Genomic DNA, 22,984 nt, shown 5'->3' on the forward strand with positions numbered 1-22,984 from the left:
AAACAGAAATGGACTGCGCTCGCACAAGCACTTCAGAATCCCACTCATCCCGAAGGGTGAGCTTGCGGCTTTAGCCGTGGGAGTGTCAAACTCGAAAATCTTGGCGTGCCAAATGACGAATCTTTCGTCCGAGGCGTCTCCAATTGAAATAAGCCAAAACGGAGACGACACCACCTGACCAAAAGAGCCATTCATCTGGTCGGATGTAGCCGAGTAGGCCGACAAGTAAACCAAGTAAAATGACGATGGCATTGAACGTCTGACGGTGCAAGAGTTCTTTTGATTCCATGTTTCGCTGGAACATCGCTTGCTCCGACAGGCGTTTTCGTGTCGGTTCTTTTAAATAATTGTCGAGAAGGGGTGGGACGTTCAATAACTTTTTCGCATAATTGATCCCGGTCTTCACATAACGATTCTGTAAGGTCGTTCCATCTTCCTCAAGCCAGTCGATGACAATAGGTTTCCCGAGTGTAAATAGGTCAATTTTCGGATCAAGAATTTGTAGAATTCCAAGTAAAGTCGAAGCGGCCCGACCGAAGAAGGCAAACTCTGCGGGTAGTTGGATTGGTTCGTTTTTGACGAGTAACTGAATGTCTTGTAACACCTTCTCGATCAATTTTGTATCGACGGTGTCGATATCGGTTTCTAAATAAAACGTGACGGCCTTCTCCAACGCTTGGCGAATGTTTTGTTTGTTCGCCGTTGGTAAGAGAAAACGTAAATCTTCTAATCCGTCGACGATGCTGTCATAGTCGAGCGAGATGAACGCTTGTAGGATATTTCGGATTGTTGCCATATCTTGTGAGGTCGTCTGACCGACCATGCCAAAGTCGAGCAAAATGATGGTGCCATCTGCCCGAATCTGAACGTTACCCGGGTGCGGATCGGCATGGAACTGTCCACCGAATAACAGTTGTTCGGCGGCGAGTGTGAACAGACGTTCTGCTAGAGCGGAACGGTCAATGTCGTTTTCTTTTAAAAAGGCGAGATCGGTAATACGGCGTGCATCGACCCAATCCATCGTCAAGACGCGATTTGTACAGAGATGCTCATGATAATCCGGGATATAAACATCTGGATTGTCAGCGTATTTGGCTTTGAAATATAAGGCATTTTTTAATTCGGTTTGAAAATTTAACTCATCCCCGATGACAAAAATCATTTGGCGATATAAGCTATCTAAGTCGGTTGATTTTGCGAGGGATGTCCGCTTCAACATCGACGTGACAATCCGCATGGCTCGGAAGTCGGTTCGGATGATTTTTTCGATATTCGGGCGCTGGATTTTGATGGCGACCCGCTTGCCGTTTTCGAGAAGTGTAGCGCCGTATACTTCACCGATTGAAGCGGATGCGACGGCATCGATGCCGACGTCTTTGACGACTTGGGTGTATGGGACACCCCATTCCGCTTCAAGAATCGCACGTGACTTATCCCAACCGGATGTCGGGACACGGTCGACGAGCTCGGATAATTCGTTTAAGACGGCCGGTGGCAGTAAGTCTGCACGAATGGATAGGAATTGACCGAGTTTGATCAATAGACCCTCGAGCCGTAGTGCGTTTCGTTTATACTCGCGCGCGAGCTTGAGCATGAGCGCTTCATATTCTTCGGTCGTGGCGACACCTTGTTGTTGTTTGCGTGAAAAGGCGTACAGCCGGATGATGAATCGTGCGAACATGGTGACGATAATCCATATGCGGAACAAAGCGATACGTTTCATAGTAATACCGACATCCTTTACGACAGTCGCTCGACTGACCTGAATTTTTGTAACTATACTTTACCATACAATGCGTTGAAGAAAGGGCAAGGGATGTTCATGGAGTGGGAATTGCTCAACGTCGTCGGAACGATTGCGTTCGCGGCGAGCGGAGCCATCATTGCGATGGATGAAAAATACGATATTTTTGGGGTTTGGCTCCTCGCGTTTATTACTGCATTTGGTGGTGGCGCCATTCGAAACGTTCTATTAGGAAACCCCGTCAGTTTGATTTGGCAACAGAATGATTTATTTATTTTATGTTTTCTTGTCGCACTCCTCATCTTCCTGCTACCAAGTGTCGTCTTGCCACATTGGGAGCGCTGGGGCGTGATTGTCGATGCGATTGGTCTCGTCGCTTTCGCCTTCCAAGGAGCGCAGGTCGCCATCAAGCTTGATTTACCTCTATCCGCTGCGATTGCAGCGGCTGTCCTGACTGGGGTCGGGGGTGGGGTCGTCCGGGACTTACTAGCTGGACGTAAGCCACTCGTCTTACAGTCTGAGGTGTATGCGATTTGGGCGATTCTCATTGCGGTCATTACGTACTACTTCAAGCTCGAAGGTGGCCTTGCCGTCTATGCGCTTTTAATTGGCGTCGCGACACTTCGAGTGATATCCTACTATCGGAAGTGGAATTTACCAGCACGAAAAGTCAGATAAGGGGGAAAACAAATGAAAATCTTATTAATGATCGGTGCCGGGTTAATGGCACTCGGCGTGGCACTCGGTGCATTCGGTGCGCATGCGTTAAAAGAGAGACTATCACCGAATATGTTAGCGAACTGGCAGACGGGTGTGCTCTATCACATGATTCATGCGCTCGGAATCATAGGGATCGCGTCACTGCTCATGCGTGTGAGCATCAGCCAGTTTAACGTGGCCGGTTGGCTCATGTTTGCTGGGATTCTCTTTTTCTCGGGAAGTTTATATGTCATGGCATTGACGGGAATCACGAAACTGGGAGCTGTGACACCAATTGGTGGCGTTTTATTCATCGCCGCCTGGATTTTTGTCATCGTTGGTGCAACGAAACTATAAAAATAGCATATGTATGTAACGTCCATGTCTTGCTCATGTTCACATGAAGCGAGGCATGGATTTTTTTATGATGAGCCATCCCATCAATTGGAAAGTGGATGTATACTTCCTATATTTATTATTTGAAAATAGGGTAAAGCATTCTCTATTTACATAAAACATTACAGAAAGATGTCAAAAAGGGAAGTTGAAAAAGATATTGATACATAATAAGTGGTGCGTATTCGTTAGCGACGCTATTGTTTGTGCGTAATAAAATTGAAATATAACTTTAACAGGAAAATATCTAACAGTTAGATATAATTAGTCGTGTTGAAACTCAACGAATCGATCGTTTTTGTTACATACTGAAACGGCTTAAAATATGTAGTTCCGCTGGTACCCAGGTTTGTTATTTTAGAAAGGATGTACCTCATTCATGAATTGGAAACGCACAGTCTCGACGCTGACGCTAGGTGTGATGCTGATCAGCACACATACAGTTGCGGATGCATCGACGTCAATTAAAGAAAAACAAGAACAACAACAAAAAGTGCAAGAAAAACGAAATAACGTGAAGAAAGACCAAGCCGATACTTCATCAAAAATCGAAGTGAACAAAGAAGAGATTTCGAAAGTTCAGGCAGAGGTCAATAAAATGGACGCGCAGTTACAAGACATCATCAACGATGTCGCTATGAAGCGCCAAGAAATCAAACGCACTGAAATGAAAATCGAGGATTTGGAAGCTGATATTAAAGACTACCAAGAGAAAATGAAAGCCCAAGAAGAAATGATGAAAGAACGGATGGCCACGATGCAAAAAAATGGTGGTAGTTCAATCAACTGGGCCGAGTTTATCTTTGGGTCGAAAAATCTTTCAGACCTCGTCACACGCATGATCACAGCTGGAACGATTCAACGGAGTGACCAAGAATTGTTTGACGACTATGAAGCGACACAACGGTCGTTGAAAAAAGCACAGGCCGACTTGAAAGCAGAGCGTGCCTCGCTGCTCGAACAACAAAAAGCACTCGAAATTCGTCAAGCCGAGCTTGAAAAGAAAATGAAACAACGCGAAAAACGTATTAAAGAACTTGAGGAAAAAAACATCAAGTTCGAATCGCAAATCTTCGACCTTCAAGAGATTGAAGCGACGTTAGAGGCGCAAGAACAGGCGATTGCCGCTGAAATCGAAGCGCAACGTCGTGAAGAAGAGGAAGCCCGTCGACGTGCGGAAGAAGCAGCTCGTCAAGAGGCGGCACGTAAAGCGGAAGAAGCGCGTCAAGCAGAAGCTGCACGACAAGCGGAAGCAGCACGTCAGGCCGAAGCTGAACGAAAAGCAGAAGCGGCTCGTCAAGCAGCACAACAAAAACAAGACAATAAGACTAATACCACGTCTTCGTCATCTTCAAACAAGACGTCGACACCTGCACCAAAACCGGCACCGGCGCCAGCCCCTAAACCTGAGCCGACTCCACCGCCGGCACCAACGACATCTACGCCAGCTCCATCTAGCTCGATGTTTATTCAACCGGCTTCAGGTCGATACTCACAAGGCTGGGGACCAGCGAGCGGCGCTTACGGATACTCGTTCCACAATGGCTTAGATATCGCAGGACCTGTTGGTACACCGATTCATGCAGCAGCTACAGGTACGGTCATTCGTGCAGGCTGGGGCGGGGCATATGGGAATCACGTCATGATCGCCCACGTCATCAACGGCCAAGTTTGGACAACGGTATATGCACATATGACATCAGTATCTGTCAGTTCAGGGCAACGTGTGACCCAAGGGTCGAATATCGGGACGTTAGGAAGTACTGGTAATTCGTCAGGTCCACACTTACACTTTGAAATCCACAAAGGTGGCTACTCGTACTCGGCAACGAGCGCAGGAAGCACCGTCAACCCGCGTCAGTTCTTCTGATGCCTTAAATTGCGAGTTCCTTTCGATTGCGAAAGGAACTCTTTTTGCATAAAAAATCCCTCCGTATCAAGACGGAGGGAGAAGACTTAATTGGCTTTTTCAATATTTTGTGAGCGACCTTGTTTATTACGCAATTGTTCTCGTACGTAATAGATGATGGTTAATCCAATCAACCATGGTACGCCGAACTTCAACAAGATGTTGAAATCTGTGAACCAGGTTGTGATCATCAGACTGAAGAGTGATACTGCTCCGAGCAATGGGAGGAATGGATACCCCATCATGCGAACAGGAAGTTTTCGTCCAGTCCATTTCTTACGGAAGAACAAGTGGGAGACGAACACCATGAACCATGTGAAAATGGCTCCGAACATCGAGATTCCCATCAAGAATGGATACGACGACTCCATAAATACTTGTAAGAGCGCGGCAAGGACAATCCCTCCCGTTGAGACGAGTAACGCGAACGTCGGGATGCCGTTCTTGCTAATTTTTTTGAACGCTTTCGGTGCATCACCAGCTTCCGCAAGTGAGTACATCATGCGTGTCGATGCATAGAGTTGTGCGTTCATCGCCGACAAGGCAGCGATTAAAATCACAAAGTTGAGGATGCCTGCCGCAAACGGGACATCAAACTGTTCCATGACGAGCACGAACGGACTTTGGTCAATCCCTGCTTGCTGCCATGGGATGAGCATGAGCATGATCGCGAGCGTGATGACATAGAAGAACGTTAGACGGAACACAGTCGCACGTAAAGCACGTGGTACAGCCTGGTCCGGGTCTTTCGCTTCTCCCGCTGTCACAGCGACGAGTTCGGTTCCAAGGAAACTGAAGAGGGAGATGAAAATCGTCACCCACATTCCGTAAAAGCCGAATGCGAAGAATCCTTCGTTTCCTGTCGTGATGGACTCAATCGGTGATCCTGGTTCGCCGAACAATGTGGCGGCACCGAGGGCGATGAATAGGATGATGGCAGATACTTTGATGAAGGATAACCAGTATTCGGTCGTTCCGAACGTGTGAACGTGACGGGCGTTGACGTAAATGAGTAGTCCGCCGAAGAGGGCGACCCAAACGAATCCGTTCACATCTGGGAACCAGTAGCGCATGTAGATGGCGATGGCACTGACTTCAACTCCTACAGCCAGTACGTTTGCGACCCAGTAAGAGTAACGGACGAGAAAACCGGCGAGTGGATGAACGTATCGCTCGGCAATCGTTCCGAATGATCCGGATGTTGGATGGGCGACCGTCATTTCGGCGAGAGCACCCATGAGTAAGAGGACGATGAACGCCCCGATGGCATAGCTGACGAGCACGCTCGGGCCAGCGGTTTGAATTGCGAGACCGCTTCCGAGGAACAGCCCGGTTCCGATGGCGCTCCCGAGGGAAATCATCGTAAGTTGCCGGGTGGACAGCTCGCGTTTTAGTTTGTTTGTTTCCAAAAACGATTCTCCTTTAGCTGAGTGAAATGTTGTTGTGGACGACTATAGCAGACGAAAAAAAACAATGTCAATTCGAAAAACCGGTGAAGGTTATCCATTTCGGGGTGCACATATAGAGGCAAAGTTTTTTGGATTTTTTTTATTTGACATGGATTCATCTGCCCTGTATAGTACGAGTTAACTTAACTGAAACGAATAAAGGCGTCGACGAAGAGAAGTAACGACGAATCCTGTATGACAGAGAGCTGATGGTTGGTGCGAATCAGTATATGGGACGTCGCGAATGGACTTCTGAGCTCTAAACCGAAATTTGAGTAGGCTTTAGCGGGTTACCCACCGTTATCACGGGGAAGCGGATGATTGTCCGTGAAGTGGGTTCTGTAGAACCAACGAAGGTGGCACCACGGGGTTACTCGTCCTTCTTGTAGCGTAAGCTATGAGGAGACGAGTGACCCCTTTTTCGTTTCAATAACACAAATCGAGGATTGAGAAGAGTAGCGCGAGAAGACGTTTCGTAAAGAGAGTCAGGGATGGTGAGATCCTGACCGAGGCGTCCGCGTGAATGGGCTCATGAGAGCATGGCTGAAGAGAGTAGGTCGTGACGGTTTCCCCCGTTATCGGGATACGATGTGATTGCATCGGAGAGTGGATTCTTCAGAATCAACGAGAGGTGGCACCGCGGTCTTGAACCGTCCTCCATACGACGACTGTCGTGTGGAGTTTTTTTATACACATTTTTAGAGGGGGAACCGACGATGATTCAACAATTGGAGACAAACGCATTATCAACAGCAGATATGAAAGTGGCAGCAAGCGAGATGTTCCAAGCGGATGAAGCGCAAATCGAACGGGTGCTGCTGGCGATGAAAGAGCGCGGGGAGACAGCAGAAGAGATGGCAGGTCTCGCGGCATACATCCGTGAAGCGGCACAGTTCCCCCAAAGCGATTTACCCGTCCTTGATGTTTGTGGTACGGGCGGCGACGGGGCGCATACGTTCAACATCAGTTCGACCGTCGCCTTTGTCCTAGCCGGTCTCGGCATACCGGTCGCCAAGCACGGAAATCGAAGCGTCTCGAGCCGATCAGGGAGCGCGGACGTCTTAGAAGCATTGAACGTTCCGATCGTGAAAACGGCAGAGGAGGTACATGCTGACTTGAGACGGACGAACTTGAGTTTTCTCTTCGCCCAGCATGTCCACCCGATTATGAAGCATGTCATGCCGGTCCGAAAACGACTCGCCACTGCGACCATCTTCAACCAAATCGGCCCGTTGACGAATCCACTTCGCCCGAAACGACAACTTGTCGGTGTCTATCATCCATCGTTACTCGAGAAGATGGCGACCGCGATGCGTCATCTCGGCGTCGAGCGCGGCATGGTCGTCCATGGTGCAGGTGGACTCGATGAAGCGAGCCTCGCCGGTGTGAACGACGTGTATTTCTTTGATGGGGAACAGACAGCGCGTTATGCGGTCGACCCACGAGATGTCGGCTTGATGCGGGCGCCCCTCGAAGCGCTGCGTGGAGGAACACCAGAAGAGAACGCCGCAACCCTCGTCGCCGTATTGAACGGAGAGACGGGGCCGGCACGCGACGTCGTCTTATTGAACGCGGCACTTGCCCTTTGCACGTATGGCACGACCGCGACGCTTCGTGCAGGAGTGAAAGAGGCAAAACGAAGCATCGATGAAGGACACGCCTTACGCATATTACAAAACTTACAACGGACGGAGGTCGAAGCATGAGTTATTTAACAAAAATCATCGGAACGAAAATGGAAGAAGTGAGTGACATGCAGCCCATCGATGTCCCCGTGACGAAGCCGATCTCTCTCTTACATGTGATGAGTGATGGATTCCATATCATTTCAGAGATCAAACGGTCGTCCCCCTCGAAAGGAATGATTCGGGAAACGGTCGACGTCGCCGAACGGGCGCGTCAATATGAAAAAGCTGGTGCGACAATGATTTCTGTTTTGACAGACACGACGTATTTCAATGGATCGTTTGACGATTTGCGACAAGTCGCCGATGTCGTCACCATCCCGGTGCTCTGTAAAGATTTCATCATCGATGAACGACAACTCGACTATGCGAAGCATTACGGTACGAGTGTGGCACTTCTTATCGTGGCGGCACTCCATCCGACACGTCTTCAGGAGTTGACGCGATATGCGCGCTCCATCGGTCTCGACGTCTTAGTGGAAGTACATGATGAGGCGGAGTTGCGCATCGCCCTCGAACTTGATGACGTGTTGATCGGCATCAATAACAGAGACTTAAAAACGTTCGAGGTATCCCTCGAAACATCGATTGATTTGATGAAACGCTATCCTGAGGTCACATTCGTCAGCGAGAGCGGGGTCAGTTCGGTCGAGGCGGCTGCGCGTTTACAAGAAGCTGGGGCAAGCGCCATTCTTGTCGGGGAAGCACTCATGCGTGAAGAGGACCCGACCCGGTTACTCGAGGAGTTGAAAACATGTTCGTTAAAATCTGTGGACTAAAAACAAAGGAAGCTGTTGAGGCGGCGGTCGAGGCGGGAGCGGATGCAATCGGGTTTGTCTTCGCCCCGAGTTCCCGTCAAATCGACGTGGCGACTGCGAAGACACTGGCCGCACACATCCCGGAATCGGTTCGAATCGTTGGTGTGTTTTTAAGTCCTTCAATGGAAGAGATTGAGGAAACGTTGAATGTGGGACTGACGGATTTACAAATTCACCATCGGACGCAGTCAATGGAACAACTCCGTATCTTCGGATTGCCCATCATCGATGCGTCGACCGAGGAGACGGCAGATGTACGATTGATGGATCATCCGAATCCGGGAAGTGGACAGGTGTTAGACTGGGGCGCAATCGACCGGCCGCAGCGTCCGTTTTGGCTAGCGGGCGGGCTATCCCCGGAGAATGTGAGACAAGCGATTCAACTCATCCAACCAGACGGCGTCGACGTCTCGAGCGGTGTCGAGACGGACGGTGTGAAAGATATCGAAAAAATTCGTGCGTTCATTCAACGCGCCAAGGAGGAACTATGATGTATGCACAACCAGTGAACGGGAAGTTTGGACAATATGGTGGGAAGTACATTCCAGAGACGCTCATGCAGGCGGTCGAAGAATTAGAGGTCGCTTATGAAGAGGCGAAGCAAGATCCTGAGTTTCAAGAACGATTCTCTTCCTTATTACGTGAATACGTGGGACGTGAGACGCCACTTTATTATGCGTCGAACCTAAGTCGTCGCCTCGGGACGAATGTCTATTTGAAACGTGAAGACTTGAACCATACCGGTGCCCATAAGATCAACAATACGATCGGGCAGGCGCTCCTGGCGAAACGGATGGGGAAACAGAAAGTCGTTGCGGAGACAGGCGCGGGACAACACGGTGTCGCGACGGCAACAGTATGCGCACTACTCGATTTAGAATGTACCATCTTCATGGGTGAGGTCGACGTCGAGCGACAAGCGTTGAACGTGTTTCGGATGGAACTTCTTGGGGCGAAAGTCGTCCCTGTCAAATCAGGAAGTCGCACCTTAAAGGATGCCGTCAATGAAGCGCTCCGTTACTGGGTCAAACATGTCGACGATACGCACTATGTGATGGGTTCTGTTCTCGGACCGCATCCATTTCCGCAGATGGTACGTGATTTCCAAAGTGTGATCGGGACAGAGACACGTCGTCAAATCCTCGAACAGACGGGACGCCTTCCGGATGCCGTCGTCGCTTGTGTCGGCGGAGGGAGCAACGCCATGGGGATGTTCTATCCGTTTTTAAACGATGAGTCGGTCGCGCTCTACGGTGTCGAGGCGGCAGGAAGTGGCATTGATACGGATAAACACGCAGCGACCCTCACAAAAGGGGAAGTCGGTGTCTTACACGGGTCGCTCATGTATGTTTTGCAAGACGCAGCGGGTCAAATCGAGGAAGCGCACTCCATTTCAGCTGGACTCGATTATCCAGGGGTAGGACCGGAGCACAGTTTCTTGAAAGATATTGAGCGGGTGCGCTATGCGGCCGTCACGGATGACGAGGCACTCCACGCGTGTCTCGCACTCAGCCGACAAGAAGGAATCATTCCTGCATTGGAGTCTTCACACGCCCTTGCTTATGCAGAGACGCTCGCGAAGACGATGGGAGAAGACGATACACTGGTGATTTGTTTATCAGGGCGCGGAGACAAAGACGTCCATACAATCCGAGAGAAGGTGGCGACACGATGAAACTAGAGACAGCGATTCGACAGCGAGAAGGAGCGGCGTTCGTTCCGTATATCATGGCCGGTGACGGCGGGATGGACCGGCTCATCCCGACCGTCGTGGAACTAGAACGGATGGGTGCGACGGCGATTGAACTCGGGATCCCCTTCTCTGATCCGGTAGCGGATGGACCGATTATTGAGGCGGCAGGAATGCGCGCGCTTGAAGCAGGTGTGACGCTTGAAATGGTATTGAACCATTTAATAGAAGGAAATGATCAATTTAACGTTCCAATCGTCTTGATGACCTACTTGAATCCAGTGTTTCGGTTCGGGGTCCAACTGTTCTTTGATCGGGCGAACGAATGTGGGGTGAGCGGGGTCATTATTCCTGACCTTCCGTTTGAGGAGAGTCTCCAGTTATTCGCAGATATTAATCGGCATGACGTCGCCGTCATTCCGCTCGTTACGTTGACGAGCAGTGAGGCGCGGACAACGTCCATCTTAGAAAAAGCAGAAGGATTCGTGTATGCGGTCACGCTCAAAGGAACGACCGGGAAAGCGGATGTATTCCCGGACGAGCTTCTCGCCTACTTAACTCGATTGACTGAGCAGTCACGTGTTCCCGTCTTAGCAGGATTCGGAGTCCATCGTCCGGAGCAAGTGCAGACGTTGGGACAAGCGTGTGACGGTGTCGTCGTCGGGAGTTTCATCGTCGAGGCACTTCATGAAGGACGGACAGAAGATGTTGAGACGTTGATTCAATCAGCAAAACACTTACACGCATAAGAAAACCGGCGCTTCAAATGAGGCGCCGGTTATTCGTTTACTCATAATTCCACTCGGTCTAGCCCATCTTCACCAAATGTTTGGTCGAGTTGATCATGACGATACATCGAAGCGAGCACATATAAAAGGTCGCCTTCTTCGATGGATGTCTGTCCATTCGGTGGAATCAAGTATTCGTTTCGGACGATGGCGTTCACGACAGTGTTTGGTGGGAGTGTGATATCCGCTAGCGTCTTGCCAATCATCGAAGAACTCTCCGTGACAACATAAGGGACGAGTTTATGTTGAGACTGTTTACTCGAGACGAGGGCGATCGTATACGGAGAACGGATTTTATCCGGTCCGAGTAACCCCAATTTTTCAGCGAGCGGTGTCAACGTCGTCCCTTGAATCAAAGCACTCGTCACGACGACGAAGAAGACGGCATTGAATAAGAGTTGACTGTCCTCAATACCGGCAATTAAAGGGAATGTAGCTAAGACGATTGGGACAGCTCCCTTTAGCCCGGCCCATGAGATAAATAGTTTCTCTTTTCTCGTAAATGCCATGCCAAGTGTCGATAAATAGACGGCGATCGGACGTGCCAGGAACATAAGGACGAATGAGATAAGTAGTCCTTTCCAAATCAAGTCCGGTTCGATGAGTTGACGAGGGAAGACGAGTAACCCAAGGATGACGAACATGATGATCTGCATGATCCATGCGAGCGCCTCTGAGAATTGGACGATCGTCACTTCATGCGCCGTGTCCGCATTTCCGACAATCATGGCGGCGATATAGACGGCGAGTAATCCGCTTCCCAATAAGTAAGCTGTGACACCATACGTGAGGAACGCCATAGAAATCATGAGGACGGCATGCAATCCGCTCGAATCAAGTCTCAAGTGATTCAACATGAGGCGAGACAGTTGTCCAAGGATGAATCCGATTAATGCCCCGACAACGATTTGAAGGACGAACATCCAAACTCCGTCCCAGATGGTCGTATCCGGCTTCATCATGAAGTCGAGAGCGAGAATCGTCAAAAACATCGCCATCGGGTCGTTCGTGCCGGACTCGGCTTCGAGAGTCGCACCGACTTTCGGTGAGATATTCTTTCCTTTAAACGCAGCGAAGACGGCTGCCGCGTCGGTCGAACCGATAATCGCACCGAATAGGAAAGATTCAATCCAATCGAAACCAAATACGAAACGAACGGCCACAGCGACAACGGTCGTAGTAATCAAAACTCCGAATGTCGCAAGTGAGGCGGCTGGTGCGAGGACACTCCGAATCGATGACCATTTCGTTTGAAGACCCCCTTCAAACAAAATGACAATCAGGGCAGCGACTCCAATCAACTGTGCTAAATTCGAGTCGTCAAAGAAGATGAGACCGGTAATGTCACTTCCCATGATCATGCCGATTCCCATAAATAAAATCAAGGCGGGTAAGCCGAATCGAGTTGAGATTCGCGTCGCCATGACACCGGCTACGAGAAGTAGACCGAAGAGTAATATGAGTACATCAGTACTTATAACAGGTACGGGCAAACACAACACTTCCTTTCTAAAACAATACTCTTAGGTTCATTGTACCATGAAATCGTCTGATATTTCAGAATTAAGGATTAGGCAAACCATACACATTGGAATTGTCGGTTATGGATATGGTAAAGTAAACACATCATAGAAGGAGGAATGATGATGTCTAAAATTCACGTCATTCATGAGAACGAAGAATGGACGAACCACCTTGTTCATCGTTTAGATGAGTTGAACTTGCCATATGAATTATGGCACTTGGACCAAGGGACGATTGACCTCGAAGCCACGCCCCCGGAAGGTGTCTTTTATAATCGGATGAGTGCCTCTTCGCACACACGCGGACATCGCTACGCCCCTGAATTGACGGAAGGTGTCCTCGCTTGGTTAGAAGCGAACGACCGGACTGTATTTAACGGCACGCGCGCGATTCGCCTCGAAGTGAGCAAGGTCAATCAATATACAGCGCTTCGCCGTGAAGGGATTCGTGTGCCGAAGACGATTGCGGCGGTCGGTAAAGCACAAATCATCGAAGCGGCTGAGAAGCTAGGCTTGACACCATTCATCACGAAACATAATCGAGCAGGGAAAGGACTTGGGGTCCAATTGTTCCATACGATTGAAGGACTCAAAGAATATGTATATGGTCCCTCATTCGAAGACTCGATTGACGGCATCACGCTCATTCAACAGTATATCGAAGCCCCGGAACCGTATATTACCCGCTGTGAATTTATCGGCGGAAAGTTCCTGTATGCGGTCCGTGTCGATACGTCGGAAGGATTCGAGCTCTGCCCGGCCGATGCCTGCTCGATTGAAGATCAGTTCTGCCCGGTCGGTGAGACGCCACCGGCGAAGTTCGAAATCGTCGAAGGATTCGATGACCCAATCATTCCACAGCTCGAACGATTCCTGAAAGCAAATGCGATTGATATTGCGGGGATTGAGATCATTCGAGACCGAGACAGCAACGTCTACGCCTACGACGTCAATACGAATACAAATTATAATTCCGATGCTGAAGCGAAAGCGGGATGCTACGGAATGCTTGAATTGGCTACTTTCTTAGGCGACGCACTTCACGTCACCACGACAAAATAAGGGTCAGGCGCTCGCCTGACCCTTTTGCTGTGTATGTTTGAGTTGCTCTTCAAATCGATGTTGGACTAATTCTGCTGTCGGTGCCATTCGTTCGATGAACGAATCTAAACGTTCCGCAGTGTCACGATCGGTTTCTTTAAACACGCGCATCGTTGTTCACCTCGTTAATTAAGATTACTTGCTTACATCATCCTTAATTCCCGAGGTGTTATACGCGTAAACCTTTTACACGCTAAAGAATGTGCTCAAATTTTCTTTCGGTAAGATGTTCCCAACGTAGAAGTCGCCGAACTCACCGTATTTCGCACTCACTTCATCAAAACGCATCTCGTAAACGATTTTCTTGAACTGAAGTGAATCTTCAGCGAAGAGTGTGACGCCCCATTCCCATGCGTCGAATCCAGTCGACCCACCGATGAACTGCTGAATCTTACCGGCGTAACTACGGCCGATCATGCTGTGGCGATACATGAGGTCCTTACGTTCATCCATCGACAACATGTACCAGTTGTCGCCGTCGCGACGAGCTTTGCTCATCGGATAGAAACAGATGTGTGCGGCTTTTGGAAGTGTCGGATAGAGACGTGAGCGGATATGAGGGTTTTGATACGGGTCCCCATCTCCAGATCCGCGATACATCCCGAGCTCGATGACCGACACGTATGAATACGATGGAATCATATAGTCGTATAGCGCTGTTTTGCGGAATGCGCGCTCGACGTCTTCAAGTTCGTTGAATGTCGGGCGAAGCACCATCAAGACGAGGTCTGCCTTTTGACCGAGAATCGAGTAGAAGGCGTGGCTTCCTTCACCTTTTGCTTCCACTTCTTCAAGAGAAGCGAGGAACGCTGTGAACTCGTCAATCATCTGTTGACGTTTTTCAGCATCAACGAGTTTCAAACGAGCCCAATCAATCGTACGGAAATCATGGAGTGAATACCATCCGTCTAATGTGGCGGCGGCATGTTGTGTATCTGTTGTAGGTACTGGACGTTCTGACATAAAAAAATCTCCTTTCGGGACTTGGCTTCGCCGTCTATTTTACCATACACGCTTCACTGACTGGCAACTTTGAGGCACTGTGAGGGTTATCACGATTCATGACGGGTAAAGAACAGAGGACAGAAACATGAAAACGGCTACAAAAATGGCTGTATCAGTCGATTTATCGAAACTGTTCTATTCATATAATGATTGATTCTAGGCGATTTATGGCGAAATGGGCAGAATAGTTTATTTTGAAAAGGGTACTGTGTATAATTGAAATCGCGTAAAGACACAAGTCAACGGCAAAACCATTAGCAGTCATGCTGTAAATTGAGAAAAGGGGTTCATTCGTTATGAAATTATTTGAAACGTTGAAGCAAAAAGTTAGCCCGGTTCGTCCGACCATCGTCTTCCCGGAAGGTATCGATGAGCGTGTTCTTGGAGCCGCTGTTCGATTGAAAGCAGACGGCATGGTAGAACCGATCGTCGTCGGTGCGAAAGCAGATCTCGAAGCGGTTGCGGCGAAACACGGTTTCGACATCTCAGGTTTGACACAATATGACCCAGCGACATACGAAGACATCGATGTTCTCGTCGAATCATTCGTCGAGCGTCGTAAAGGGAAAGCGACGGCTGAACAAGCGCGCGAACTCCTTACATCAGACGTGAACTACTTCGGCACAATGCTCGTTCACACAGGCAAAGCAGAAGGTCTTGTCTCAGGCGCGATGCACGCGACGGCTGATACGGTACGTCCGGCACTACAAATCATTAAAATGCAACCAGGTATCAAAAAGACGTCAGGTGTGTTCATCATGGTACGCGACGACGAGCAATATGTCTTCTCGGACTGTGCGATCAACATCGCACCAGACGCAGCGGACTTAGCAGAGAACGCGTTCTTGTCGGCAGCTACAGCGAAGACGTTCGGTATCGACCCACAAGTCGCGCTTCTTAGCTTCTCGACGAAAGGTTCTGCGAAGTCACCGGAAACAGAGAAAGTCGTGGAAGCGACACGCATGGCGAAAGAAAAATCACCGAACCTTCCAATCGACGGAGAACTTCAATTCGATGCGGCATTCGTCCCTAGCGTAGCGGCGAAGAAAGCACCGGGTTCTGACGTTGCTGGTAAGGCAAACGTATTCGTCTTCCCAAGTCTTGAAGCAGGGAACATTGGCTACAAGATGGTTCAACGTTTCGGTGGATTCGAAGCGATCGGCCCAATCCTTCAAGGTCTCAACAAACCAGTGAACGACTTATCACGCGGCTGTAACGAAGAGGACGTCTACAAATTGACGCTCATCACAGCAGCACAAGCAATCGACGAGCGCAACGAAGCGTAAGTCCGGAGCATCCTTCTTATAGAAGGGTGCTTTTTTTGATGGTCCGTTATAAACTATTCAAGAAAGGAGTGTTGAAATGGACGAACTAGATGAAAGCGTTTTGTTACCTGAAGGACATCGTTACGCCATGTTTGGTGGTGGTGATGACTACCCAATTAAGACGTATTATGAAGGGGTATTTGAAACTGTCTTCATCGCGTTTCATCCATTCCTTGCTCCAATAGATCACTCCGTCGCGGTTGATTGTTATGCCGATCTGGACAAAAACGAGGTCGAACAGCAATTTCGGGCCGTTACATGGGAAGAGATGAGGCGAAGACTAGGTTTTCGTGACGTGAGCCGTATCGATCATGCGCTCCGAACGATGATTAGGGCGCTAAAACCACATGCCGAAGATCGAGCAGGGGCGAATCACATCATCGAATATTGCGAACGTGAGAATGTGCTTCCACCAGGTGAAGGGGAACTGTCGAATCTACAAAAGAATCAAGTGTTGCGTGTACTCTTAGAGATGGGAGAAGGATGGATCTGGACCGGGGACGAATTTTGTACGGAACGGCATCTCATCCATCTCAGTGAGACGCTAGCCGCTGATACGTGGGGCATGCAACATCGGACGTTTTTCGGTTACCATCATGAGTGGCTCATCGTACCACCTTGGGATAGCCATTTCACGTTGTTTTGTGGCAATCGCGCGTTGATCGAACAGGTCGTCGAACGATGCGAGCTCGAGGGATTTTATTGTGACGCTGAGACGACCATCAACTGGAGTTTGTCGGAGCATAAGCTGAGGTAAACTAAAAGAGGAATCCATGATTGAAAGGGGAACTATGTATGCAAAGCATCCATGCGACAGAATTAAGAGAAAAATTAGAGAACGGGGAGTCTCTCCATATCATCGATGTGCGCGAGCAAGATGAATATGAGTCAGGGCATATCCCGAACGTGCCACTCTATCCATTATCAGAATTCCCACAAGTGACAGAAAAGTTGGCACAAGACAATGTGTATCACGTCATCTGTCGCTCAGGTGGACGAAGTCAGACGGCGTGTGATTACTTAGAGTCGCAAGGGTACAAAGTCGTCAACGTCGACGGTGGGATGCTCGCTTGGGATGGCGACATTGAGGCGTGATGTTAGAAAATCCTTGGGTCGTCGTACCGCTTCTCATCGCGCTTTATCTGACGGTCTATGCGGTGATGAAGCGATTTGACTGGGAGAAGTGGCGACTCGTCTGGGCAGCGTGGGTGATGCTCATCATCATCTTGTTGACGATTGAACTCGTGACAAGTCTATAAAAAATACGGAACCTTCTTTAACAGAGGTTCCGCATTTTTTATGCGTCTTGACGCTTATCGAATGTGATTGATGCGATGGCATCGTGTTGGTGAATCGATTCTTCGTTACGGCATTCGACGAAGAAGTTCACGACTTGTTTCATCTCGTACAAGTCAGCTGCGATCAAGCGGACCATGTCCTCGACGAAACGTGGGTTTTCGTACGCGATTTCCGTCGCACGTTTTTCATCCGGACGCTTGAGGACCGGGTGGAGTGGTGCTGAGGCGTTTGACTCCGCTGCATCGAGAAGGGCTGCACGCCAATCGAACCCGTCCATTGACGTCTCATCAAGTCCGGCTTCAATCGTGATGTACCCACGTTGGTTATGGGCACTGTATTCACTGATTTCTTTTGAGCATGGGCAAAGTGTCGTGACGTTGATGACGAGACCGACCGTCACGTTTGCGACGCCCGTTTCAAGGTTGTACGTCACACGGTGCATGACGTCCGCGTTCATCAAACCGCTAAGACCTGTCGCAGGTGCTTTACGCGTGAAGAACCATGGGTAACGGATTGTCAATTGACCTTCTGTTTGTTCCATACGCTCGGCGAGCTCCTGTGCGAATTCGATTAACGAACGGTTCGATACTGTCCATCCTTGTTGATGGTACGCGTCGAGCTGCTCTGTCAATCGAGACATGTTGATTCCTTTACGATCTTGAACGAGCGATGTCGTCAATTCGAATGTGGCAACCGTCGACTGAACCCCTTCTGGCGTTTCGACGTTCACAGGGTGCTTCACGTTCGAGATCCCAACACTGTCGAGAGCGAACAAGAAGTTTTTCGGTGTATTTTGTAAATCGACCATTTGTTCTTTCTCGGTCGGTTTTGTTCCTTTAATCGGTGGGACCGACCCGAACAATTTATGTCGTTCTGCTTTAGTAGGTAAAGCGACATGGCTTGTAGACATAATCGGATTCTCCTTTTTTTAGAGCGGTTCAAAGGACCACTCGTTCTTGTTAGGATTTTATCACGAAATGATGACTGAACGGGTATGATTTTGCTCTCATAACATGTTTTGAATGTGTGAAGGTCACGAATTCATTCATATATGAAAGAAAGAGGATTGATTTACTTCCGAAACGGGAATAAAATGGTCCTGTGAACTTAAAAAAAAGATCACTATTAAATATGTAGGAATCGAAAGACAAAAGGAGAGGTTTTTATGGATTGGCAGTTAATCCTGCAGTACGCCTGGATCGTCGTCGTGCTCGTCGGTTTAGAAGGCTTGTTATCTGCAGACAACGCGCTCGTCTTGGCCGTCATGGTCAAACACTTACCGCGTACAGAACAGAAAAAGGCATTATTTTATGGACTTCTCGGGGCGTTCGTCTTCCGATTTATCGCATTATTCTTAATCTCGTTCTTAATCAACGTATGGCAAGTTCAAGCGATTGGTGCATTTTATCTGATTGGAATGAGTGGTCGACACTTGTATATGACGTATAAGGCACGAGGCCAAGAACCGAAGCAAGACTTGGCGGCTGAAGCGAAAGAAGAGACGGCTGTCACTGAAAAGCCGGTGTCGAAGAAAGAATTTTGGCTCACTGTCGCAAAAGTCGAATTTGCGGACATCGCCTTTGCGGTCGACTCAATCTTGGCAGCAGTCGCGCTCGCTGTGAGTGTCAAACCGCTTGGTCTCGGAGAAATCGGTGGGATTGACTCAGGTCAGTTCTTCGTCGTCTTGACGGGAGGACTCATCGGGGTCGTCTTGATGCGATTCGCCGCCCGTATTTTTGTCAAGTTGCTCCATCAACGCCCATCCCTCGAAACGGCTGCTTTCATCATCGTCGGTTGGGTCGGGGTCAAGTTGACGGTCCTCGTACTTGAACACCCAGGTTTCAAGGAATTGATTGCCGGTACACCGTTCGAATTCATGGGACTCCCAGACGGATTCGTCCACTCGACAGCTTGGACGATTTTCTTCTGGTCAGTCATGGTCGGAATTGCGACATGGGGCTGGTTCTCATCGAAACCGACAGCGGTCAAACAGTAAAAAAGGTCTCTCGTTTTAAGCGAGAGACCTTTTTTTATGCCTGCACATTTTCTTTTTCGTAAATCGGCACCCAGCCCTCGGTCGTCACAAAAATACGAACAGCAACAACTTGACGGTCTTCTTGCAACGTGAAGTAATGACGTGTGTTGACCGGCACCGAGATAAGATCACCCGGATTGAGCTCGATATTGAAGTATCCGCGCTCAGCATCGTCGATGGCAAAAATGCCGTGACCACTGACGATGAAACGAACCTCGTCATCTGTATGGTGATGCTCTTTTTGGAAGTTGACGAGCAGTTCGTCTAAGTTCGGTGTCGAATCGGATAGAGAGATGACGTCAGCCGTCTTGTAACCGCGTCTTGCCGATACATCTTGAATCTCGTCACGGAACGTCGCCAAGATGGCTTCTTTGTCTTCGTCTGTCAGTTGGTAGTTTTCCTGAAGGGAAGCCGGTAACTTCGCGATGTCCCATGCTTCGTATAGGATGTCTCGTGATGCTAAAAAGTCACGTACCTCTTGTTGGTCGCTGACGCGTTCTTCGGTCTGTTGAAAATAAATCGTTGCCATTTTAAATTCCTCCTTATGAATGGACGCCTAAGGCGCGTAGTTTTAATGAATAGCTAAATAAAAATTCATATGCCTCTAAATAACGTTTTGCCGCAGCGGGCGTTTCACCCCAAACGGTGATCCCGTGGTTTCGGATGAGGACGGCACCGGCATCGCCTGTGACATGTGGGGCGAATGCGCGAGCGAGCGTCGGGATATCCGCGTGATTCTCGATAATGGGGATCCGGACACTTGCCGTCTCTTCCCAATAACCGAGCGCCTTGATGATTTCTTGACCTGTGAACGTCACGTGACCTTGTGCTGCATACAGTTCCGAGATGACGTTATTGTCGACCGTATGCACGTGAAGCGAACAGGTTGCGTTCGTGTTGTTAAAGATATCGACATGTAGCAACGTCTCAGCCGACGGTTTGCCTGACTGTTCTCCAATCAATTGACCGGTCGCATCGACGAGGACGAAGTCTTCATCGGTACGCTTTCGTTTATCACGACCGCTTGCCGTCACGAGGAATGTCAACGGGTCGTCCGATACGCGGATTGCCAGGTTGCCACTCGTCCCGGGGAACCAGTCTCGTGCGGCGAGCTCGTCTTTAATGTCGGCAAGTTCGACCCATTGTTCTTGTACGGTCATACGTTCACTCCTTTCATGTGAGCTGAAATGTCATGGAATGTCTCGAACGGAACATAGTGAATTCCTTCCGCCTCGCAAAGTGAAATCAGTTGACCGCGCGCATACACAACGTCGGCACGTTTGGCGATTTCAAAATCGGTGACAGAATCCCCAATAACGATCAACGTGTCGGTAGGTGAGACAATCTGTCGGGCAATCGTCGGCTTGCAGCATCCACAATCGTTCGAACAATGGACATCGCATGAATGAGGCCACGTGACGCGCGCTGTCTCTCCTGAAAAATCAACGTGATTGCAGTGGATGTGTTCCGGTTCGACATGACCTTCTAGAATCGGATGGACGAAAAAGTCCATGCCCCCACTGACGACATCAAATCGAAAGCCGTGCGACTCTGTCTCTTGTAAAAACTCGACAAACCCTGGTCGAAGCGTGATGGTCGACTGCAGAAAGTCACGATACTGTTCTTCTTGGTCACTCGAGAGCAAGCTGAACATCTGACCGACGCCTTCTCGAATGGAGAGCGTTTGGTTCAACACACCATCTTTGAGTTCGACCCATTCAGGTGGGGCGAATTGTCGCATCAACGCGATGATGTTATCTTCTTCCGTGATGGTTCCGTCGAAGTCACAGATGACGTGCGTACTCATCGCGCACCCCACGCATCTAACGCAGTCGATAACGCATCGGTCTCGCTCGTCTTACCGATTGCCTGATCTGCCTGATCGATTGCTTGGCGGAATGCCCTCGCACCGGCAGCCGCACCGTCCGGGTGTCCGTGTATCCCACCGCCGGCATTGATGACGACATCCGTTCCGAAGTCTCGAATCAAGTCCGGGACGAGTCCTGGGTGAATCCCGGCAGACGGGACCGTCAGAATCGGTTTCGTCCAATGGGATTCCGTCGCATACGTTTGAATCTGTTGTGTTTCGTCTTTCGGTGTCGACAGTGAACCGTATGGCGATGGGAAGAGCGTCAAGTCCGCCCCGGCGAGTCGAATCAGTTTCCCGAAGAGGAGGGAATGGCGAACCGATCCGGTCAATGCTCCGGCAAAAGCGGGATGTGCCAAAATCGGGACATGAATCTCAGGATCTTTAGCGAGCTCTCGTAACGTGTCGAGCCCATACGTATATACGTTGAATAAGAGTGCGGTCGCGCCTGCCTCAATCAATCGCTTCGCCTGGTCGCGTAAGGTGAAAACGGGCCCGCTCAACGTCACCGCGTATAGAACGGAGCGACCGGTTGTTTCTTTATGCTCCCGGATGATCGATGCCCCGACCCGTGCCCGTTCGAGCGATGGGGTGAGCGGATTGTCATATAAAATCTCATCGTCTTTGACGAGATCGATGCCACCTGTAAACTGGTCACGAAGTTGTGTCGCCAAAAAATCAAGGTCACGTCCGATGACGCCTTTGAAGATGCTCATGGCGAGCGGTCGGTCGTGTACTCGAAGGATGTCGCGGACCCCTTCAACTCCGAATGCGGCACCTGGAAAGTCCGGTGCGAGTTCCTCTGGAAGCGAGAGGTCGACAAGTTGAACACTCGGGTCGAGAGAGAGCTTACCGAATGTCGTCGTCAGAATGGACGAAAAATCTGGTGTCACGTTATGTAGCGGGTAACGAATCGAGAAGCGACTCGTCGTTTCCTGTTGGGACGTGGCGATGACCTCACCTCGGAACGCCTGTAGTTGATGTTGCTCGAGATGGTTCAATTCGGTCCATGTCCCGACGGTCAGCTCATGTGCGATCTTCTCAGCTACACGCTCGACGTGATCGGTATGTTTGATTTCATAAGTAGCGATGATTCCCATAAGTTCCTCCTTTCAGGTCAAACAAAAAATGACCTCTTGGCTTGGCAAGAGGTCATTCAAAAAAACAATGAACTCTTATCTCTCAGCATTAGCTGCAAGAATTAGCACCGTGCCATTTCTGGTCGGTTGCTGCGACATCATCGGGCTTGTCCCTCCGTCTGCTCTTGATAAGAATAGTTGTGAAGTTGTGAAATTTAATTGAATTTTTACATAGAATCGCTCACTCGTCAATTCCTTTTTTTGAGAAAAAAAGTTTAAAAATAATGTTTCTATATATGCGTGTCGAAAATAAGTGGGCGACTGAAAATAGAGGATTGACAACTAGCATGCCTAGTCCGTAATATTCGTCTCAACACGTCAAACACAATTACATCATTTACTCTTATCGCGAGTTGGCAGAGGGAATTGGCCCTAAGACGCCGCAGCAACCGACCATTTGGCACGGTGCTACATCCACCAGACACATGTCTGAAAGATGAGAGGAACAACCAATTTGGGTGTGCCTCTTTCTCGCGGAGAAAGGGGCTTTTTTCATGCATAGCGTTAAGAAAG

General features: G+C 49.3%; 24 protein-coding genes, 2 riboswitches and 2 other annotated features. Of the genes, 14 read left to right on the forward strand and 10 right to left on the reverse strand.

Annotated elements, in window-relative coordinates:
- Nucleotides 1–85 precede the first annotated feature (85 nt).
- A complete protein-coding gene (locus KNO94_RS12925) occupies nucleotides 86–1,723 on the reverse strand; it encodes an ABC1 kinase family protein (RefSeq protein ID WP_214742212.1) in 1,638 nt (545 codons plus the stop codon).
- A 93-nt stretch (nucleotides 1,724–1,816) separates the two neighbouring features.
- Here KNO94_RS12925 and KNO94_RS12930 point away from each other — a divergent pair, with 93 nt between their 5' ends.
- The 3 genes from KNO94_RS12930 (at nucleotide 1,817) to KNO94_RS12940 (ending at nucleotide 4,709) form a co-directional block, all read left to right on the forward strand.
- The gene (locus KNO94_RS12930; protein WP_214780504.1) at nucleotides 1,817–2,422 is read left to right on the forward strand and encodes a trimeric intracellular cation channel family protein; all 606 of its coding nucleotides are present in this window, start codon (nucleotides 1,817–1,819) and stop codon (nucleotides 2,420–2,422) included.
- Between the two features lie 12 nt (nucleotides 2,423–2,434).
- Nucleotides 2,435–2,800: a DUF423 domain-containing protein gene (locus KNO94_RS12935; protein WP_214742211.1), complete on the forward strand. Its 366-nt coding sequence runs from the start codon at nucleotides 2,435–2,437 to the stop codon at nucleotides 2,798–2,800.
- Between the two features lie 418 nt (nucleotides 2,801–3,218).
- Nucleotides 3,219–4,709 (forward strand): murein hydrolase activator EnvC family protein, encoded by a 1,491-nt coding sequence (locus KNO94_RS12940; RefSeq protein ID WP_214742210.1) that lies wholly within the window; start codon nucleotides 3,219–3,221, stop codon nucleotides 4,707–4,709.
- A gap of 86 nt (nucleotides 4,710–4,795) precedes the next feature.
- On the opposite strand, the gene KNO94_RS12945 is transcribed toward KNO94_RS12940, so the two are convergent.
- Nucleotides 4,796–6,109 (reverse strand): amino acid permease, encoded by a 1,314-nt coding sequence (locus tag KNO94_RS12945; protein ID WP_251125982.1) that lies wholly within the window; start codon nucleotides 6,107–6,109, stop codon nucleotides 4,796–4,798.
- A 243-nt stretch (nucleotides 6,110–6,352) separates the two neighbouring features.
- Nucleotides 6,353–6,581: a binding site (T-box leader), on the forward strand.
- A gap of 48 nt (nucleotides 6,582–6,629) precedes the next feature.
- Nucleotides 6,630–6,857, forward strand: a binding site (T-box leader).
- Nucleotides 6,858–6,912: 55 nt separating this feature from the next.
- Here KNO94_RS12945 and trpD point away from each other — a divergent pair.
- The 5 genes from trpD to trpA are packed head-to-tail and all read left to right on the forward strand — an operon-like array spanning nucleotide 6,913 to nucleotide 11,138.
- Nucleotides 6,913–7,902: an anthranilate phosphoribosyltransferase gene (gene trpD, locus KNO94_RS12950; RefSeq protein WP_214780355.1), complete on the forward strand. Its 990-nt coding sequence runs from the start codon at nucleotides 6,913–6,915 to the stop codon at nucleotides 7,900–7,902.
- The gene (gene trpC / locus KNO94_RS12955) at nucleotides 7,899–8,660 is read left to right on the forward strand and encodes an indole-3-glycerol phosphate synthase TrpC (RefSeq protein WP_214780357.1); all 762 of its coding nucleotides are present in this window, start codon (nucleotides 7,899–7,901) and stop codon (nucleotides 8,658–8,660) included. The genes trpD and trpC overlap by 4 nt, the downstream gene beginning before the upstream one ends.
- A complete protein-coding gene (locus tag KNO94_RS12960) occupies nucleotides 8,636–9,190 on the forward strand; it encodes a phosphoribosylanthranilate isomerase (RefSeq protein ID WP_078147756.1) in 555 nt (184 codons plus the stop codon). The genes trpC and KNO94_RS12960 overlap by 25 nt, the downstream gene beginning before the upstream one ends.
- Entirely contained in the window at nucleotides 9,187–10,374 is a 1,188-nt protein-coding gene (gene trpB / locus KNO94_RS12965) for a tryptophan synthase subunit beta (RefSeq protein WP_214780359.1), read from the forward strand. The genes KNO94_RS12960 and trpB overlap by 4 nt, the downstream gene beginning before the upstream one ends.
- Nucleotides 10,371–11,138: a tryptophan synthase subunit alpha gene (gene trpA, locus KNO94_RS12970; RefSeq protein ID WP_214780361.1), complete on the forward strand. Its 768-nt coding sequence runs from the start codon at nucleotides 10,371–10,373 to the stop codon at nucleotides 11,136–11,138. Before trpB ends, trpA begins: the two co-directional genes overlap by 4 nt.
- A gap of 41 nt (nucleotides 11,139–11,179) precedes the next feature.
- On the opposite strand, the gene KNO94_RS12975 is transcribed toward trpA, so the two are convergent.
- Nucleotides 11,180–12,670 (reverse strand): potassium/proton antiporter, encoded by a 1,491-nt coding sequence (locus KNO94_RS12975; protein WP_214780363.1) that lies wholly within the window; start codon nucleotides 12,668–12,670, stop codon nucleotides 11,180–11,182.
- Nucleotides 12,671–12,823: 153 nt separating this feature from the next.
- On the opposite strand from KNO94_RS12975, the gene KNO94_RS12980 reads away from it, so the two are divergent.
- Nucleotides 12,824–13,762: an ATP-grasp domain-containing protein gene (locus KNO94_RS12980; RefSeq protein WP_214780365.1), complete on the forward strand. Its 939-nt coding sequence runs from the start codon at nucleotides 12,824–12,826 to the stop codon at nucleotides 13,760–13,762.
- A 3-nt stretch (nucleotides 13,763–13,765) separates the two neighbouring features.
- Here KNO94_RS12980 and KNO94_RS12985 read toward each other — a convergent pair whose 3' ends face one another.
- Nucleotides 13,766–13,912: a hypothetical protein gene (locus KNO94_RS12985; RefSeq protein ID WP_012727492.1), complete on the reverse strand. Its 147-nt coding sequence runs from the start codon at nucleotides 13,910–13,912 to the stop codon at nucleotides 13,766–13,768.
- 75 nt (nucleotides 13,913–13,987) lie between these two features.
- Nucleotides 13,988–14,764, reverse strand: coding sequence for a hydrogen peroxide-dependent heme synthase (gene hemQ, locus KNO94_RS12990; RefSeq protein WP_214742202.1), 777 nt, complete (start codon nucleotides 14,762–14,764; stop codon nucleotides 13,988–13,990).
- A gap of 338 nt (nucleotides 14,765–15,102) precedes the next feature.
- Between hemQ and pta the strand changes: the two genes are divergently transcribed.
- From pta to KNO94_RS13010, 4 genes are all read left to right on the forward strand, one after another.
- Nucleotides 15,103–16,092, forward strand: coding sequence for a phosphate acetyltransferase (pta, locus tag KNO94_RS12995; RefSeq protein ID WP_214780367.1), 990 nt, complete (start codon nucleotides 15,103–15,105; stop codon nucleotides 16,090–16,092).
- A 76-nt stretch (nucleotides 16,093–16,168) separates the two neighbouring features.
- The gene (locus KNO94_RS13000) at nucleotides 16,169–16,888 is read left to right on the forward strand and encodes a DUF2711 family protein (RefSeq protein ID WP_214780369.1); all 720 of its coding nucleotides are present in this window, start codon (nucleotides 16,169–16,171) and stop codon (nucleotides 16,886–16,888) included.
- 38 nt (nucleotides 16,889–16,926) lie between these two features.
- The gene (locus KNO94_RS13005; protein WP_214742200.1) at nucleotides 16,927–17,226 is read left to right on the forward strand and encodes a rhodanese-like domain-containing protein; all 300 of its coding nucleotides are present in this window, start codon (nucleotides 16,927–16,929) and stop codon (nucleotides 17,224–17,226) included.
- Entirely contained in the window at nucleotides 17,226–17,390 is a 165-nt protein-coding gene (locus KNO94_RS13010; RefSeq protein WP_214780371.1) for a hypothetical protein, read from the forward strand. Before KNO94_RS13005 ends, KNO94_RS13010 begins: the two co-directional genes overlap by 1 nt.
- Nucleotides 17,391–17,428: 38 nt before the next feature.
- On the opposite strand, the gene folE2 is transcribed toward KNO94_RS13010, so the two are convergent.
- Complete coding sequence (gene folE2, locus KNO94_RS13015) at nucleotides 17,429–18,340, reverse strand: GTP cyclohydrolase FolE2 (protein WP_012727487.1); 912 nt, start codon at nucleotides 18,338–18,340, stop codon at nucleotides 17,429–17,431.
- A 255-nt stretch (nucleotides 18,341–18,595) separates the two neighbouring features.
- On the opposite strand from folE2, the gene KNO94_RS13020 reads away from it, so the two are divergent.
- Nucleotides 18,596–19,426: a TerC family protein gene (locus tag KNO94_RS13020; protein ID WP_214780373.1), complete on the forward strand. Its 831-nt coding sequence runs from the start codon at nucleotides 18,596–18,598 to the stop codon at nucleotides 19,424–19,426.
- A gap of 34 nt (nucleotides 19,427–19,460) precedes the next feature.
- On the opposite strand, the gene KNO94_RS13025 is transcribed toward KNO94_RS13020, so the two are convergent.
- The 4 genes from KNO94_RS13025 to KNO94_RS13040 are packed head-to-tail and all read right to left on the reverse strand — an operon-like array spanning nucleotide 19,461 to nucleotide 22,432.
- A complete protein-coding gene (locus KNO94_RS13025) occupies nucleotides 19,461–19,994 on the reverse strand; it encodes a 1,2-dihydroxy-3-keto-5-methylthiopentene dioxygenase (protein WP_214780375.1) in 534 nt (177 codons plus the stop codon).
- Nucleotides 19,995–20,007: 13 nt separating this feature from the next.
- Nucleotides 20,008–20,625: a methylthioribulose 1-phosphate dehydratase gene (locus KNO94_RS13030; protein ID WP_214780377.1), complete on the reverse strand. Its 618-nt coding sequence runs from the start codon at nucleotides 20,623–20,625 to the stop codon at nucleotides 20,008–20,010.
- Entirely contained in the window at nucleotides 20,622–21,272 is a 651-nt protein-coding gene (locus KNO94_RS13035; RefSeq protein ID WP_214780379.1) for a 2-hydroxy-3-keto-5-methylthiopentenyl-1-phosphate phosphatase, read from the reverse strand. The genes KNO94_RS13030 and KNO94_RS13035 overlap by 4 nt, the downstream gene beginning before the upstream one ends.
- Complete coding sequence (locus KNO94_RS13040; RefSeq protein ID WP_214780381.1) at nucleotides 21,269–22,432, reverse strand: 2,3-diketo-5-methylthiopentyl-1-phosphate enolase; 1,164 nt, start codon at nucleotides 22,430–22,432, stop codon at nucleotides 21,269–21,271. Before KNO94_RS13040 ends, KNO94_RS13035 begins: the two co-directional genes overlap by 4 nt.
- Nucleotides 22,433–22,504: 72 nt before the next feature.
- A riboswitch (SAM riboswitch) is annotated at nucleotides 22,505–22,606 on the reverse strand.
- A 205-nt stretch (nucleotides 22,607–22,811) separates the two neighbouring features.
- A riboswitch (SAM riboswitch) is annotated at nucleotides 22,812–22,914 on the forward strand.
- Nucleotides 22,915–22,984 lie beyond the last annotated feature (70 nt).

This window comes from Exiguobacterium sp. s22 (genome assembly GCF_018617455.1).
In the GTDB taxonomy this organism is placed as follows: domain Bacteria; phylum Bacillota; class Bacilli; order Exiguobacteriales; family Exiguobacteriaceae; genus Exiguobacterium.

Bases quoted from the DNA above. Each gene is read 5' to 3' on its own strand.
- trpB (WP_214780359.1), top strand. From the start codon at position 9,187: ATGATGTATGCACAACCAGTGAACGGGAAGTTTGGACAATATGGTGGG.
- KNO94_RS12960 (WP_078147756.1), top strand. From the start codon at position 8,636: ATGTTCGTTAAAATCTGTGGACTAAAAACAAAGGAAGCTGTTGAGGCG.
- KNO94_RS12935 (WP_214742211.1), top strand. From the start codon at position 2,435: ATGAAAATCTTATTAATGATCGGTGCCGGGTTAATGGCACTCGGCGTG.
- KNO94_RS13010 (WP_214780371.1), top strand. From the start codon at position 17,226: ATGTTAGAAAATCCTTGGGTCGTCGTACCGCTTCTCATCGCGCTTTAT.
- KNO94_RS12985 (WP_012727492.1), bottom strand. From the start codon at position 13,912: ATGCGCGTGTTTAAAGAAACCGATCGTGACACTGCGGAACGTTTAGAT.
- KNO94_RS12980 (WP_214780365.1), top strand. From the start codon at position 12,824: ATGTCTAAAATTCACGTCATTCATGAGAACGAAGAATGGACGAACCAC.
- trpA (WP_214780361.1), top strand. From the start codon at position 10,371: ATGAAACTAGAGACAGCGATTCGACAGCGAGAAGGAGCGGCGTTCGTT.
- KNO94_RS12940 (WP_214742210.1), top strand. From the start codon at position 3,219: ATGAATTGGAAACGCACAGTCTCGACGCTGACGCTAGGTGTGATGCTG.
- KNO94_RS12945 (WP_251125982.1), bottom strand. From the start codon at position 6,109: ATGATTTCCCTCGGGAGCGCCATCGGAACCGGGCTGTTCCTCGGAAGC.
- folE2 (WP_012727487.1), bottom strand. From the start codon at position 18,340: ATGTCTACAAGCCATGTCGCTTTACCTACTAAAGCAGAACGACATAAA.
- KNO94_RS13000 (WP_214780369.1), top strand. From the start codon at position 16,169: ATGGACGAACTAGATGAAAGCGTTTTGTTACCTGAAGGACATCGTTAC.
- KNO94_RS13030 (WP_214780377.1), bottom strand. From the start codon at position 20,625: ATGACCGTACAAGAACAATGGGTCGAACTTGCCGACATTAAAGACGAG.
- KNO94_RS12930 (WP_214780504.1), top strand. From the start codon at position 1,817: ATGTTCATGGAGTGGGAATTGCTCAACGTCGTCGGAACGATTGCGTTC.
- trpC (WP_214780357.1), top strand. From the start codon at position 7,899: ATGAGTTATTTAACAAAAATCATCGGAACGAAAATGGAAGAAGTGAGT.
- KNO94_RS13020 (WP_214780373.1), top strand. From the start codon at position 18,596: ATGGATTGGCAGTTAATCCTGCAGTACGCCTGGATCGTCGTCGTGCTC.
- hemQ (WP_214742202.1), bottom strand. From the start codon at position 14,764: ATGTCAGAACGTCCAGTACCTACAACAGATACACAACATGCCGCCGCC.
- KNO94_RS13025 (WP_214780375.1), bottom strand. From the start codon at position 19,994: ATGGCAACGATTTATTTTCAACAGACCGAAGAACGCGTCAGCGACCAA.
- KNO94_RS12925 (WP_214742212.1), bottom strand. From the start codon at position 1,723: ATGAAACGTATCGCTTTGTTCCGCATATGGATTATCGTCACCATGTTC.
- KNO94_RS13040 (WP_214780381.1), bottom strand. From the start codon at position 22,432: ATGGGAATCATCGCTACTTATGAAATCAAACATACCGATCACGTCGAG.
- trpD (WP_214780355.1), top strand. From the start codon at position 6,913: ATGATTCAACAATTGGAGACAAACGCATTATCAACAGCAGATATGAAA.
- pta (WP_214780367.1), top strand. From the start codon at position 15,103: ATGAAATTATTTGAAACGTTGAAGCAAAAAGTTAGCCCGGTTCGTCCG.
- KNO94_RS13035 (WP_214780379.1), bottom strand. From the start codon at position 21,272: ATGAGTACGCACGTCATCTGTGACTTCGACGGAACCATCACGGAAGAA.
- KNO94_RS13005 (WP_214742200.1), top strand. From the start codon at position 16,927: ATGCAAAGCATCCATGCGACAGAATTAAGAGAAAAATTAGAGAACGGG.